Genomic DNA, 14,212 nt, shown 5'->3' with positions numbered 1-14,212 from the left:
CCGGCCCGGCGGACGCCCGACTATCTGCCCGGCTGCTGCCCGTACCCCTTCAGCGCTTCCTTGACGTCATTCAGCTGCTCCGGCGTGAGCAGGGCAGGAGTGCGGCCGGGTACGGAGCTTGCGGCGAGCCAGAGGCGGCACAGCCATTCGAGCTGGGCGGTCCGGTCGTACGCCTCGTCGAGGGTGGCGCCGTAGGTGACGGTGCCGTGGTTGCCCAGCAGACAGCCGGTGCGGTCGCGCAGGGCGGCGAGCATGTTTCCGGCCAGTTCGTCGGTGCCGTAGCGGGCGTAGGCGGCGACCCGGACAGGGCCGCCCAGCATCGCGGCGGCGTAGTGGACCGACGGCACCTCGGCGACGAGCGTGGAGACGGCCGTGGCGTGCACCGCGTGGGTGTGCACGACGGCGGCCGCGTCGGTGTTCCGGTACACAGCGAGATGGAGCGGGAGTTCGCTGGTGGGGACCATGTCGCCGAGGACCTGGTTGCCCTCCAGATCGACGGCGACCGGATCCTCGGGGCGGAGCCGGTCGTACGGCACTCCGCTCGGGGTGACCAGCACGGTCGCGCCGACCCGCGCCGAGACGTTGCCCGAGGTCCCCACGACCAGCCCCTCGGAGGCCGTCCTGCGGGCGGTGGCGACGACAGCACCCCAGGCCCGTTCGATCGAATCCCGCCACTCGCTGCTCATACGAAGATCCTTTCAACGGATGAGCGGCCCGCTGCCGCCCCTCCCCCGAAGGCCCGCCCGAACGCCGGATTCCGGGCCCACACCGGCCTGCGCCGGAATCCCACCGTCGCGCGGCGGGCGAAAAGGGCGGCGGGACTCCGGTTGGAGTCACCGCAACGCCCCGCTCAGTTCATCTTCCGTTCACTCGGATTGCCTACGGTCCACGTGCCACTGACGTCGAACGATTGCCTGGGTAAATGGAACACATCACGCTGCTGCTCGCGATTGTGATCGTGACAGCTCTAGTGTTCGATTTCACGAACGGTTTCCACGACACCGCCAACGCGATGGCCACGACCATCTCGACCGGCGCACTCAAACCCAAGACAGCGGTGGCCATGTCCGCCGTTCTCAACCTCGTAGGCGCGTTCCTGTCGGTGGAGGTCGCAAAAACGATCTCCGGCGGGATCATCAACGAAGACGGGCTCAGAACCGAGGTCATCTTCGCGGCGCTCGTCGGCGCCATCCTGTGGAATCTGCTGACCTGGCTGGTCGGCCTGCCGTCCAGCTCCTCCCACGCACTGTTCGGCGGCCTGATCGGCGCCGCGGTGATGTCCGCCGGCTGGTCGTCGGTCGACGGCGGCACCGTCGTCACCAAGGTGCTGCTCCCCGCGGTCGCCGCACCGGTCGTCGCCGGTCTGGCCGCGCTGCTGGCCACCAAGCTGACCTACCGCATCGGCGGGAAGGTCACGGGCGGCGCCCAGGAGAAGGCCACCGCGAAGGGTTACCGCGCCGGCCAGATCGCCTCGGCCGGGCTCGTGTCTCTCGCGCACGGCACCAACGACGCGCAGAAGACCATGGGCATCATCACGCTCGCCCTGGTCACCGGCGGCGTCCTCTCCCCCGGCTCCAACCCGCCGGTCTGGGTCATCGTGTGCGCCGGCCTCGCCATCGCACTCGGCACCTACCTGGGCGGCTGGCGCATCATCCGCACCATGGGCAGCGGCCTGACCGAGCTGAAGCCGCCGCAGGGCTTCGCTGCCCAGACCAGTGCGGCCACCGTCATCCTGGCCTCCTCGCACCTCGGCTTCTCCCTCTCCACCACCCAGTCGTGCTCCGGTGCCGTCATGGGCGCGGGCCTCGGCCGCAAGGGCGGCGTGGTCCGCTGGTCCACCGCCACGCGGATGTTCGTCGCCTGGGGTCTGACCCTGCCGGCCGCAGGTCTGGTCGGCGCGGGCGCGGAGTTCCTCACCAAGCAGGGCACCTGGGGTGTCGTGGTCGTCGCGGCGCTGCTGATCGCGGGCTCCGGTGCGATCTGGATGCTGTCGCGCCGCAAGCCCGTCGGGCACGACGATGTCGCACCCGGCGGCCAGGACGAGGGCGCAGCGGCCGGTGACGACGAGCCCGCGGGCGTCGTCACCACCGCAATCGCGGCCGTCAGCCCGCCGCCCACGGCGGCTGCCATGACCCACGACCTCACGGCCACCATCCCGGCCCCGGCCGGACCGGTCACCGACCCGGCCCGACCCGCCACGGTCTGAAGGACTGTCCCTCAGGGACCCCAAGAGCCTCCGGTAAGGACAGATCCACATGAACATCGACTGGGCAGCCCTCGGCACCGTCTTCGGCGTCTCCCTCGTCGCCACCATCGCGCTGGTGGGCCTCTTCACCCTCGGCATCGTCGGCCTCTCCAAGCAGCCGGAACCGGCCGCACAGGGCGGACCGGCCGGGGGGTCTCTCCTGCTGGCCCGCACCGGCGCGTACGTCTGCTTCGGACTGTGCGCCGCGGCGGTGGCCTACGGCATCTACCTGATCGTCGCCTGAGCCCCACCACTCACTCCCCGCTCCTTCGCATCGGGCCGGACGCACCACGTGTGCGTCCGGCCCGATGTGCGTCTGAGCACACTGCGCCGTCGCAGGTCAACGGCAAGTTGACGGGCGTTCGCGGAGCGTGGTGGACTGCCGGAGCCATTACGGCGACAGCAGAGGAAGCCGGTGCGAATCCGGCGCGGTCCCGCCACTGTCACCGGGGAGCAGCCCCCCACCACGGAAGTCACGGTCCACACGCGGACTGGAAGACCGGGGGAACTGCGGATCCGGAAGCCAGGAGACTCTCGTCGCCGTCACGTCGAACCAGGGCGCGGACCCTGAGTGAGGACATACCGCCATGCCCGGCTGCCGTGCGTCCAGTCCTGTGCTGCTCCTGCCAGCAACTGCCTGTCCAAAGGTCCTTCGAGGCGCAACGGCCGGCTGAACCGTGCGTGCCGATCGCATCTTCGCGTACGGCGCCACGGCCGGTCTGATCGGCGATCTGCTGCTCGGTGACCCCCGCAGGGGACACCCGGTCGCCGCCTTCGGGCGGGCCGCGGCAGGCGTCGAACGCCGTCTGTGGCACGACCACCGCGGCTGGGGCGCACTGCACACCCTGGTCTGCGCCGGAGGCGCCGCCGGGGCTGCCGCGCTGGCCACCCGTGCGCTGCGCCGCCACCCCGCCGCGTCCGTCGCCCTGACCGCCGCCGCCACCTGGTCCGTCGTCGGCGGTACGTCGCTGGGCCGCGAGGCCCGGGCCATCGGCGGCGCGCTCGCCGCCGGGGACATCGGCCTGGCCCGTGAGCGGCTGCCGCATCTGTGCGGCCGCGACCCGCAGTCCCTGGACGGGCCGCAGATCGCCCGCGCCGTCGTGGAGTCCGTCGCGGAGAACACCTCGGACGCCGTCGTCGGCGCCCTGGTGTGGGGGGCGCTGGGAGGGGTCCCCGGACTCGTCGGGTTCCGGGCCGCCAACACGCTCGACGCGATGGTCGGCCACAAATCGCCCCGCTACCGGCGTTACGGCTGGGCCTCGGCCCGCCTCGACGACCTCGCGGGCTGGCCGGGCGCCCGGCTGACGGCCCTGCTCGCCGTGGCCGCCGGGGGGCGGCCACGGGGAGCGGTCCGGGCCTGGCGGGCCGACGCGGCCAAGCACCCGAGCCCCAACGCGGGTCCGGTGGAGGCCTCTTTCGCGGGCGCACTCGGCGTACGGCTCGGCGGGACGCTCGCCTACGGCGGCCGGGTCGAGCACCGCCCCGTACTCAACGGGGCCACCGGCCGGGCGGTGGAGAGCGAGGACATCGAGCGTGCCGTACGACTGTCGCGCCGGGTGAGCGCGCTGGCCCTCGGCGTGAGCGTGGCGGCCCGCCTGGGCGCGGGACTCGCGGCACGACGGATCACGGGGGCCCGTACCGCGGGAACTCGACTCCCGGGGACCCGTACCGCAGGGCCTCGACTCTCAGGACGGAGACCGACATGAGCGGCGGACTGCTGGTCGCCGGGACCACCTCGGACGCGGGCAAGAGCGTCGTCACCGCGGGCATCTGCCGCTGGCTGGTGCGCCGGGGTGTGAAAGTGGCACCGTTCAAGGCACAGAACATGTCGCTCAACTCCTTCGTCACCCGCGAGGGCGCGGAGATCGGCCGCGCCCAGGCGATGCAGGCCCAGGCCGCCCGGGTCGAGCCGACCGCACTGATGAACCCGGTCCTGCTCAAGCCCGGCGGCGACCGCTCCAGCCAGGTCGTCCTGATGGGGCGCGCGGTGGGCGAGATGAGCGCCCGCGGCTACCACGGCGGCCGGCAGGAGCAACTTCTGTCCACCGTCGTGGACTGCCTGGAGCAGCTTCGGGGCACGTATGACGCAGTGATCTGCGAGGGGGCGGGCAGTCCGGCCGAGATCAATCTGCGGCGCACGGACATCGTGAACATGGGCATCGCGCGGGCCGCACGCTTCCCGGTGGTGGTCGTCGGAGACATCGACCGCGGAGGGGTCTTCGCCTCGTTCTTCGGTACGACGGCACTGCTCTCGGCCGAGGACCAGGCGCTGATCGCCGGCTACCTGGTCAACAAGTTCCGCGGTGACGTCTCCCTGCTGGAGCCCGGCCTTGACATGCTGCGCGATCTGACGGGACGGCCGACGTACGGCGTGCTGCCGTTCGCCCACGGCCTCGGCATCGACGAGGAGGACGGCCTGCGGGTGTCGCTGCGCGGCACCGTACGGGAGTCGGTCGTCGCCCCGCCGCACGGCGAGGACATCCTGCGCGTCGCCGTGTGCGCCGTTCCGCTGATGTCCAACTTCACCGATGTGGACGCTCTCGCCGCGGAACCGGGCGTCATCGTGCGGTTCGTGGACCGTGCCGAGGAACTGGCCGACGCCGACCTCGTCATCGTGCCCGGCACCCGCGGCACCGTGAAGGCGCTCTCCTGGCTGCGCGAACGCGGGCTCGCCGACGCGCTGCGGCGGCGCGCCGCCGAGGGCCGTCCGGTCCTCGGCATCTGCGGCGGCTACCAGATCCTCGGCGAGGAGATCGAGGACGACGTCGAGTCGCGCGCAGGGAAGGTCGACGGGCTCGGGCTGCTGCCCCTGCGCATCCGGTTCGACCGCGAGAAGACCCTCGCCCGGCCGGTCGGCGAGGCACTCGGCGCCCCGGTCGAGGGGTACGAGATCCACCACGGCATCGCGGACGTGCGCGGCGGCGAGCCGTTCCTCACCGACGGTCGGGGACAGCGCCTCGACGGCTGCCGCTCCGGCGCCGTGTGGGGCACCCACTGGCACGGTTCGCTGGAGAGCGACGCGTTCCGCCGGCGCTTCCTGACGGAGATCGCGCGGGCCGCCGGCCGGCGCTTCGTCCCCGCCCCCGACACCTGCTTCGCCGGGCTGCGCGAGGAACAGCTCGACCGGCTCGGCGACCTGATCGAAGAACACGCGGACACCGACGCGCTGTGGCGGCTCATCGAGTCGGGTGCACCGGCAGGACTTCCCTTCATCGCCCCCGGAGCACCTGGAACACGCGCATGAACGCCCCGCTGTCCGCCCCGCTGACCACCGTGCTGCTGTTGTCGACCGCTGACACCGACCTCCTCGCCGCCCGTGCCTCGGGCGCGCCCTTCCGGATCGGCAACCCGACCCGCATCGATGTCCACGAGGAGCTCCCCGCTCTGATCGAGGGCTCCTCCATCGCCGTGGTCCGCCTGCTGGGCGGCAAGCGCGCCTGGGAGGACGGGCTCGCGAAGCTCAAGGCCTCGGGCATCCCGACCGTGCTGCTCGGCGGCGAGGCGGTGCCGGACGCGGAACTGATGGCCGAGTCGTCCGTACCGGCCGGCGTCGTCGCCGAGGCGCTGCGCTACCTCGTGGAGGGCGGCCCGGGCAACCTCGTCGAACTGGCCCGCTTCCTCTCCGACACCGTCCTGCTGACCGGGCACGGCTTCGCCGAGCCGCAGAAGATGCCCGAGTGGGGGCTCCACGGAAGCCGTACGTTCACCGAGGGCCGCCCGACCGTCGGCGTGCTCTTCTACCGGGCGCACCACCTCTCCGGCAACACCTCGTTCGTCGACGTGCTGTGTGACGCGGTCGAGGCACGCGGCGCCAACGCCCTGCCCGTGTACTGCGGTTCGCTGCGCGGCGCGGACGCCGGGCTGTACGGGCTCCTCGGCCGGGCCGACACCCTGGTCGCCACCGTCCTCGCGGCCGGCGGCACCCGCGCGTCGGACGCCTCCGCCGGAGGCGACGACGAGGCCTGGGACATCGGCGCGCTCGCCGAGCTGAACGTGCCGGTGCTGCAGGGGCTCTGCCTCACCTCCTCGCGCGCCACCTGGGAGGCGTCCGACGCGGCCCTGACCCCGATGGACGCGGCGATGCAGGTCGCCATCCCCGAGTTCGACGGCCGGCTGATCACCGTGCCGTTCTCCTTCAAGGAACAGGGCCCGGACGAGGTGCCGGTGTACCGCGCCGACCCCGAACGCGCCGCGCGCGTCGCCGGGATCGCCGTGCGCCACGCCGTTCTCAAGCACAGGACCAACGCCGAGAAGAAGCTCGCCCTGGTCTTCACCGCCTACCCCACCAAGCACTCCCGCGTCGGCAACGCCGTCGGCCTGGACACGCCCGCCTCCGCGATCCGTGTCCTGGACGCCCTGCGCGACGCCGGGTACCGGGTCGACGCTCACCCGGACAACGGCGACGAGCTCATCCACCGCCTCATCAACGCCGGTGGCCACGACGTGGAATGGCTGACCGAGGAACAGCTCGCCGCGGCTCCCGCGCGGGTTCCGCTGGCCGACTACCGGCAGTGGTTCGAGAAGCTGGAGCCGGGGCTGCGCGACTCGATGCTGGAGCACTGGGGCGAGCCGCCGGGCTCGCTGTACGTGGACGGGGACGACATCGTCCTCGCCTCGCTGCAGTTCGGAAACGTGGTGGTGCTCATCCAGCCGCCGCGCGGATTCGGCGAGAACCCGATCGCGATCTACCACGACCCGGACATGCCCCCCTCGCACCACTATCTGGCCACCTACCGCTGGCTGGAGGCCGCGACATCGGAGGGGGGCTTCGGCGCCGACGCCGTCGTCCACATGGGCAAGCACGGCACGATGGAGTGGCTGCCCGGCAAGGGCCTCGGCCTGTCCGCCGGCTGCGGCCCTGACGCGGTACTCCGCGAACTGCCGCTGATCTACCCGTTCATCGTCAACGACCCGGGCGAGGGCACCCAGGCCAAGCGCCGCGGCCACGCCACCGTGGTGGACCACCTGGTCCCACCGATGGCCCGCGCCGACACCTACGGCGACCTCGCGAAGCTGGAGCAGCTCCTCGACGAGTACGCGCTGGTCAGCGACCTGGACCCGACGAAGGCACCCTCGGTGCGGGCGCAGATCTGGACGCTGGTCAAGGCCGCGGAGCTGCACCACGACCTGCATGTCGACGAGCAGCCGGGCGACGACGCCTTCGACTCGTTCGTCATGCACATCGACGGCTACCTCTGCGAGATCAAGGACGTCCAGATCCGCGACGGTCTGCACGTCCTGGGCGGCGGCCCGGTCGACGAGGCCCGGGTCAACCTGGTCCTCGCGGTGCTGCGTGCCTCGCAGGTGTGGGGCGGCACGGCGAACGCGCTGCCGGGTCTGCGGGCCGCGATCGCCGAGCACTTCGGGCTCAGCGAGAAGGAGCTGCTGGGCGAGCCGGGCGCGGCCGTGAAGGTACCGGCCGGGCTGAGTGAGCTGGTGGACGGCCCGGCGCGGACGGGCGCGGACACGATCGACCTGCTGGAGCAGCTGTGCCGCCGGCTCGCGGAGGGCATGGAGGCGCGCGGCTGGGACGTGACCGCGGCAGCGGACCTGGTACGGGAGGTGCTGGGCTTCGAACTCCCGGACGCCGTCGCCGTCCTGGGCTTCGCCTGCGAGGAGGTCGTGCCCCGGCTGGCCCGGACGACCGACGAGATCGACCACATCCTGCTGGCACTGAACGGCGGCTTCGTCCCGGCGGGCCCCTCGGGTTCGCCGACGCGCGGGCTCGTCAACGTGCTGCCGACCGGCCGCAACTTCTACTCCGTGGACCCGAAGGCGATTCCGTCCCGGCTGTCGTGGGAGGTCGGCCAGTCGCTCGCCGACTCGCTGATCGCCCGGTACCTCGCCGACACGGGCGACTACCCGAAGTCGGTCGGCCTGACGGTGTGGGGCACCTCCGCCATGCGCACCCAGGGCGACGACATCGCGGAGATCCTGGCGCTGCTCGGCTGCCGCCCGGTGTGGGACGACGCGTCCCGCCGGGTGACCGGCTTCGAGGTGGTGCCGGTGAGCGACCTGGGCCGGCCGCGCATCGATGTGACGGTCCGGATCTCGGGCTTCTTCCGGGACGCGTTCCCGCACGTGGTGGGGTTGATCGACGACGCGGTGCGCGCGGTGGCGGAGCTGGACGAGCCGGCCGACGCCAACTACGTACGGGCGCACGCCGACGAGGACACGGCGGAGCACGGCGACCGCCGCCGGGCGACGGCACGCATCTTCGGCTCGAAGCCGGGGGCGTACGGCGCGGGGCTGCTGCCGCTGATCGACGCGCGCAACTGGCGGTCGGACGCGGACCTGGCCGAGGTGTACGCGGTCTGGGGCGGTTACGCGTACGGGCGCGGGCTGGAGGGGCGGGCGGCGCGCGGGGACATGGAGACGGCGTTCCGGCGGATCGCGGTGGCGGCGAAGAACGTGGACACGAGAGAGCATGACCTCGTCGATGCCGACGACTACTTCCAGTACCACGGCGGCATGGTCGCCATGGTGCGGCATCTGACCGGTGAGTCGCCCGAGGCGTACGTGGGGGATTCGGCGACGCCGGATCAGGTGAAGACCCGGACGCTCGGCGAGGAGACCCACAGGGTGTTCCGCGCGCGGGTCGTGAACCCGCGGTGGATGGCGGCCATGCGGCGGCACGGGTACAAGGGCGCCTTCGAGATGGCGGCGACCGTGGACTACCTGTTCGGGTACGACGCCACGGCCGGCGTGGTCGACGACTGGATGTACGAGAGGCTCTCGGCGGAGTACGTCTTCGACCCGGAGAACCGGGAGTTCATGCAGAAGTCCAACCCCTGGGCGCTGCGCGGGATTTCGGAACGGTTGCTGGAGGCGGCCGACCGAGGGCTGTGGGCACAACCGGACCCGGACACGCTGGAGCGGTTGCGGGCGACGTACCTGGAGCTCGAAGGCGACCTGGAGGGGGACGCGTGAGCGGGCGTCGCGTGGCGCCTGCGGCAGGCCTTCCCCCTGCCCGCCCCTCCCCGAACCGGGGGCTCCGCCCCCTGACCCCCGCTCCCCAAACGCCGGAGGGACTGACGACAAACCGGTCCCCCAAGGAGGCCTCGTGAGTACGCCGTACCCCTTCACCGCCATCGTCGGGCAGGATGATCTCCGGCTCGGGCTGCTTCTCAACGCGGTGAGCCCTGCCGTGGGGGGCGTCCTCGTGCGCGGCGAGAAAGGGACCGCCAAGTCCACCGCCGTGCGCGCGCTGGCCGCGCTCATGCCCGAGGTGGCCGTCGTCCCCGGATGCCGGTTCTCCTGTGCTCCCGGCTCCCCCGATCCGGCGTGTCCTGACGGGCCCCACGAGCCCGGGTCCGGCGTGTCGCGGGCGGCCCGGACCGTCGAGCTTCCCGTCGGCGCCTCCGAGGACCGGCTCGTCGGGGCGCTCGACATCGAGCGGGCGCTCGCCGAGGGCGTGAAGGCCTTCGAGCCGGGGCTGCTCGCCGATGCGCATCGCGGGATTCTGTACGTCGACGAAGTCAATCTGCTGCACGACCACTTGGTCGATCTGCTGCTGGACGCCGCCGCCATGGGTGCCTCCTACGTGGAGCGCGAGGGCGTCTCCGTACGGCACGCCGCCCGCTTCCTGCTCGTGGGGACCATGAATCCCGAAGAGGGGGAGTTGCGCCCGCAGTTGCTCGACCGGTTCGGGCTGACCGTCGAGGTCGCCGCCTCCCGTGAGACCGATCTGCGGGTCGAGGTGGTGCGGCGGCGGCTCGCGTACGACGACGATCCGGCCGCCTTCGCCGCCAAGTGGGCCGACGAGGAAGGCGCGTTGCGGGCCCGGATCGTGGCTGCTCGTGCGCTGCTTCCGCAAGTCGGTCTGGGCGACGCCGCGTTGCGCCAGATCGCGGCCACCTGTGCCGCCTTCGAGGTCGACGGGATGCGGGCCGACATCGTGATGGCCCGGACCGCCACGGCGCTGGCCGCCTGGGCGGGGCGGACCGATGTGCTGGCCGAGGATGTGCGGCAGGCCGCCCTTCTCGCGCTCCCCCACCGGCGTCGGCGCAATCCTTTCGACGCGCCGGGCCTGGACGAGGACAAGCTCGACGACACGCTGGAGCAGAACAGCGGCGAGGGCGAGGATCCGGACCCGGACGGCCCCGGTGGCGGCGGCCGGCCGCCGGAGGGCGACGGGCCCGACACGCCGCCGCAGGGCGAGGACGGGGCCGACGACACGCCCGCGCCGTCCGTTCCCGAGCAGTCCGTGCCGGAACAGGGCAAGGAGCAGGGCAAGGAGCACGAACCGGCGCAGAGGCAGTCGTCCTCCGGCGGCGGCGAGCAGCAGCCCGTACGGTCCGGTGAGCCGTTCCGTACGAAGATGCTGAGCGTTCCCGGTCTGGGCGAGGGCGCCGCGGGGCGGCGGTCCCGGGCGCGTACCGAGCACGGGCGGACGACCGGTGCGCGGCGTCCGCAGGGCGCGCTGACCAAGCTGCACCTGGCCGCGACCGTGCAGGCCGCCGCCCCGCATCAGCGGGCGCGCGGGCGTTCGGGCCGGGGTCTGGTCGTGCGGCGGGACGATCTGCGGCAGGCGGTGAGGGAAGGGCGCGAGGGGAATCTCGTGCTGTTCGTCGTGGACGCGTCCGGGTCGATGGCCGCCCGGCAGCGGATGACCGCCGTGAAGGGTGCGGTGCTCTCGCTGCTGATGGATGCCTACCAGCGGCGGGACAAGGTCGGGCTGATCACCTTCCGGGGCAAGGACGCCGAGGTGGTGCTGCCGCCGACATCGTCCGTGGACGCCGCTGCCGCGCGGCTGGAGATGCTGCCGACCGGAGGGCGTACGCCGGTGGCCGCCGGGCTGTTGAAGGCCCATGACGTGCTGCGGGTGGAGCGGCTTCGCGATCCGTCACGGCGGCCGTTGCTCGTCGTGGTGACCGACGGGCGGGCCACCGGGGGGCCGGAGCCGGTGGCGCTGGCCGCGCGGGCGGCTCGGCTGCACGAGGCCGAGGGCACGGCGTCCGTCGTCGTGGACTGCGAGTCGGGTCCGGTGCGGCTCGGGCTCGCGGGGAGTCTCGCGGGTGAGCTGGGCGGCACCGCCGTCACGCTCGACGAGCTGCGGGCAGATTCGATCGCCGGGCTGGTCAAGGACGTTCAGTACAACAACAGGAGGGCCGCGTAGTGCCACAGGGACAGCCGACCACCGTGCCGGACGACGGGCTCACCACCCGTCAGCGCCGCAACCGTCCGTTGCTGATGGTGCACACCGGCATCGGCAAGGGAAAGTCGACGGCGGCCTTCGGGCTCGCGCTGCGCGCCTGGAATCAGGGGTGGCCGATCGGGGTGTTCCAGTTCGTGAAGTCGGCGAAGTGGAAGGTCGGCGAGGAGAACGCGCTGAAGGTCCTCGGCGCGAGCGGCGAGGGCGGGTCCGTCGCCTGGCACAAGATGGGCGAGGGCTGGTCCTGGGTCCAGCGCGACCAGCAGCTGGACAACGAGGCGGCCGCGCGGGAGGGCTGGGAGCAGGTCAAGCGCGATCTGGCCGCCGAGACGCACCGGCTGTACGTCCTCGACGAGTTCGCCTACCCGATGCACTGGGGGTGGGTCGACACCGACGAGGTGGTCGAGGTGCTGCGCAACCGGTCCGGCAACCAGCATGTGGTGATCACCGGCCGCAACGCCCCTGCGGCGCTGCTGGACGCCGCGGACCTGGTGACCGACATGTCGAAGGTGAAGCACCCGATGGACGCCGGGCAGAAGGGCCAGAGGGGCATCGAGTGGTGAGTGTTCCGCGCCTGGTCATTGCCGCGCCGTCGTCCGGCAGCGGCAAGACGACCGTCGCGACGGGGCTGATGGCCGCGTTCTGCGGGCGGGGGCTCGCCGTCTCCGGGCACAAGGTCGGCCCCGACTACATCGATCCGGGCTATCACACCCTTGCCACCGGGCGGCCGGGCCGCAATCTCGACGCGTACATGTGCGGGCCGGAGCTGATCGCCCCGCTGTTCGCGCACGGTGCGCAGGGCTGTGACCTGGCGGTGGTCGAGGGTGTGATGGGGCTGTACGACGGGGCTGCGGGGCAGGGCGAGCTGGCGTCCACGGCCCACGTGGCGAAGCTGCTGCGGGCGCCCGTGGTGCTGGTCGTGGACGCGTCGTCGCAGTCCCGGTCGGTGGCGGCGCTGGTGCACGGCTTCGCGTCGTGGGACACGCAGGTGCGGATCGGCGGGGTGATCCTGAACAAGGTCGGCTCCGACCGGCACGAGGCGTTGTTGCGGGAGGCCCTGGACGAGTCCGGGGTGCCGGTGCTGGGGGTGTTGCGGCGGGCCGCGCCGGTGGCGGTTCCCTCACGGCATCTGGGGCTGGTGCCGGTGGCGGAGCGGCGGGGTGACGCGGTGGCCGCTGTCGCGGCGATGGCGGGGCAGGTGGTGGCGGGGTGCGATCTGGGGGCGCTGATGGCGTTGGCCCGGTCAGCACCGGAGCTGGGTGCGGGTGCGGGTGTGTGGAGCGCGGCTGAGGCGGTGGGCACGTGCGGCGGGCCTGTTCCCCTCCCCGCCCCTTCCCGTAACCGGGGCTCCGCCCCGGACCCCGCGCCTCGAATGCCGGCGGGGCTGGAAGGTACACCGAAGGGGCCAGGAGGCACGTCGGCGGGGCCGAAGGGAAGCACGCCGAAGGGGCCGGGTTTCGGGGCTCCTGTTGTCGCCGTCGCCGCCGGGGCGGCCTTCACCTTCTCCTACGCCGAGCACAGCGAGCTGCTCACCGCTGCCGGGGCCGAGGTGGTGCCGTTCGATCCGTTGCGGGACGAGGCTCTGCCCGACGGGGTCCGGGGGCTGGTCATCGGGGGCGGGTTTCCCGAGGTGTACGCGCCGGAGCTGTCCGCCAACGAGCCGTTGCGCAAGGCCGTCGCGGAGCTCGCCGCCTCCGGGGCGCCGGTGGCGGCCGAGTGTGCGGGGCTGCTGTATCTGGGCCGCTCACTGGACGGGCTGCCGATGTGCGGAGTGCTGGACGCCGTAGGGCGGATGTCGGAGCGGCTGACGCTCGGCTACCGGGACGCCGTGGCGCTCTCCGACAGCGTGCTGGCGGCTACGGGGACACGGATGCGCGGGCACGAGTTCCACCGCACCGTGCTGGAGCCCGGTGCCGGGGACGCGCCCGCCTGGGGCATGCACCAGCCGGAGCGGCGCGTGGAGGGGTTCGTCCAGCAGGGCGTGCACGCGAGTTATCTGCATACGCATTGGGCTTCGGCTCCCGGTACGGCCCGCCGATTCGTTGAGAGGTGCACGGCATGAGGGACAGTCGGAGCGGCGTGAGCACGCTGGTCGGGGTGGGGGTCGGGCCCGGCGATCCGGAGCTGGTGACCGTCAAGGGCGTCAACGCTCTGCGGGACGCGGCGGTCGTCGTGGTGCCGGTGATGGACACGGGTGAGCAGGGGCGCGCCGAGGCGACGGTGCTGCACTACGTGGGGGCCGAGAAGGTCGTGCGGGTCGTGTTCGCGCTCAACGAGCGGACGGACCGGGCGCGCCGGGAGGCGGCGTGGGACGCGGCGGGTGCGCGGGTCACGGAGCTGCTGCGTACGCACGGTTCGGTGGCGTTCGCGACGATCGGCGACCCCAACGTGTACTCCACGTTCACGTATCTCGCGCAGACGATCGGTGAGCTGCTGCCGGGCACGGCCGTGGTGACGGTGCCGGGGATCACGGCGATGCAGGATCTCGCGGCGCGCAGTGGCGCGGTGCTGACCGAGGGCACCGAGCCGTTGACGCTGGTGCCGGTGACGGCGGGGGCTGCGGTGCTGAAGCAGGCACTGGAGGGCCCGGGGACCGTCGTCGCGTACAAGTTCGGGCGGCTGGCCGAGGAGGTCGCCACGGCGCTGCGCGAGACGGGGCGGACCGAGGAAGCGGTGTGGGGTTCGGCGCTCGGGTTGCCGCAGGAGTCGATCCGGCCGGCGGCGGAGCTGACCGACGGCCCGTTGCCGTACCTCTCCACGCTGATCGCGCCCGCGCCGCGCGACGGCGGCCGGGGCGGCAAGTTGTGAGGCGG

The 14,212-nt window shown here is 72.6% G+C and carries 10 protein-coding genes and 1 riboswitch; of the genes, 9 read left to right on the top strand and 1 reads right to left on the bottom strand.

Annotation, left to right across the window (positions count from 1 at the left end):
* Positions 1-20: 20 nt before the first annotated feature.
* Positions 21-686, bottom strand: a complete 666-nt coding sequence (locus tag ACIOEW_RS37075; protein WP_362546961.1) for a class II aldolase/adducin family protein — start codon at positions 684-686, stop codon at positions 21-23.
* Between the two features lie 236 nt (positions 687-922).
* Here ACIOEW_RS37075 and ACIOEW_RS37070 point away from each other — a divergent pair, with 236 nt between their 5' ends.
* The 9 genes from ACIOEW_RS37070 (at position 923) to cobI (ending at position 14,207) form a co-directional block, all read left to right on the top strand.
* Positions 923-2,206 (top strand): anion permease, encoded by a 1,284-nt coding sequence (locus ACIOEW_RS37070; RefSeq protein ID WP_401969631.1) that lies wholly within the window; start codon positions 923-925, stop codon positions 2,204-2,206.
* A gap of 49 nt (positions 2,207-2,255) precedes the next feature.
* Positions 2,256-2,489: a hypothetical protein gene (locus ACIOEW_RS37065; protein WP_362546955.1), complete on the top strand. Its 234-nt coding sequence runs from the start codon at positions 2,256-2,258 to the stop codon at positions 2,487-2,489.
* A gap of 160 nt (positions 2,490-2,649) precedes the next feature.
* Positions 2,650-2,779: riboswitch (cobalamin riboswitch) on the top strand.
* Between the two features lie 143 nt (positions 2,780-2,922).
* Complete coding sequence (locus ACIOEW_RS37060) at positions 2,923-3,951, top strand: cobalamin biosynthesis protein (protein WP_401969629.1); 1,029 nt, start codon at positions 2,923-2,925, stop codon at positions 3,949-3,951.
* Complete coding sequence (locus ACIOEW_RS37055; protein ID WP_401969628.1) at positions 3,948-5,489, top strand: cobyric acid synthase; 1,542 nt, start codon at positions 3,948-3,950, stop codon at positions 5,487-5,489. Before ACIOEW_RS37060 ends, ACIOEW_RS37055 begins: the two co-directional genes overlap by 4 nt.
* A 20-nt stretch (positions 5,490-5,509) precedes the next feature.
* A complete protein-coding gene (gene cobN / locus ACIOEW_RS37050) occupies positions 5,510-9,175 on the top strand; it encodes a cobaltochelatase subunit CobN (protein ID WP_401969693.1) in 3,666 nt (1,221 codons plus the stop codon).
* A gap of 133 nt (positions 9,176-9,308) precedes the next feature.
* The gene (locus tag ACIOEW_RS37045) at positions 9,309-11,363 is read left to right on the top strand and encodes a putative cobaltochelatase (RefSeq protein WP_401969626.1); all 2,055 of its coding nucleotides are present in this window, start codon (positions 9,309-9,311) and stop codon (positions 11,361-11,363) included.
* Positions 11,363-11,962 (top strand): cob(I)yrinic acid a,c-diamide adenosyltransferase, encoded by a 600-nt coding sequence (gene cobO / locus ACIOEW_RS37040; protein WP_401969625.1) that lies wholly within the window; start codon positions 11,363-11,365, stop codon positions 11,960-11,962. Before ACIOEW_RS37045 ends, cobO begins: the two co-directional genes overlap by 1 nt.
* Positions 11,956-13,461, top strand: a complete 1,506-nt coding sequence (locus tag ACIOEW_RS37035; protein ID WP_401969623.1) for a cobyrinate a,c-diamide synthase — start codon at positions 11,956-11,958, stop codon at positions 13,459-13,461. Before cobO ends, ACIOEW_RS37035 begins: the two co-directional genes overlap by 7 nt.
* On the top strand, positions 13,458-14,207 hold the full coding sequence (gene cobI, locus ACIOEW_RS37030; RefSeq protein ID WP_362546935.1) for a precorrin-2 C(20)-methyltransferase: 750 nt from the start codon (positions 13,458-13,460) through the stop codon (positions 14,205-14,207). Before ACIOEW_RS37035 ends, cobI begins: the two co-directional genes overlap by 4 nt.
* The last annotated feature ends 5 nt before the right edge of the window (positions 14,208-14,212 follow it).

This window comes from Streptomyces sp. NPDC087901, assembly GCF_044742205.1.
Classification (GTDB): Bacteria; Actinomycetota; Actinomycetes; order Streptomycetales; family Streptomycetaceae; genus Streptomyces.
This window is presented reverse-complemented; position numbering and strand designations above follow the sequence as displayed.

Coding starts and splice junctions, on each gene's coding strand:
- ACIOEW_RS37070 (WP_401969631.1), top strand. CDS start 923: ATGGAACACATCACGCTGCTGCTCGCGATTGTGATCGTGACAGCTCTA.
- ACIOEW_RS37075 (WP_362546961.1), bottom strand. CDS start 686: ATGAGCAGCGAGTGGCGGGATTCGATCGAACGGGCCTGGGGTGCTGTC.
- ACIOEW_RS37055 (WP_401969628.1), top strand. CDS start 3,948: ATGAGCGGCGGACTGCTGGTCGCCGGGACCACCTCGGACGCGGGCAAG.
- ACIOEW_RS37065 (WP_362546955.1), top strand. CDS start 2,256: ATGAACATCGACTGGGCAGCCCTCGGCACCGTCTTCGGCGTCTCCCTC.
- cobI (WP_362546935.1), top strand. CDS start 13,458: ATGAGGGACAGTCGGAGCGGCGTGAGCACGCTGGTCGGGGTGGGGGTC.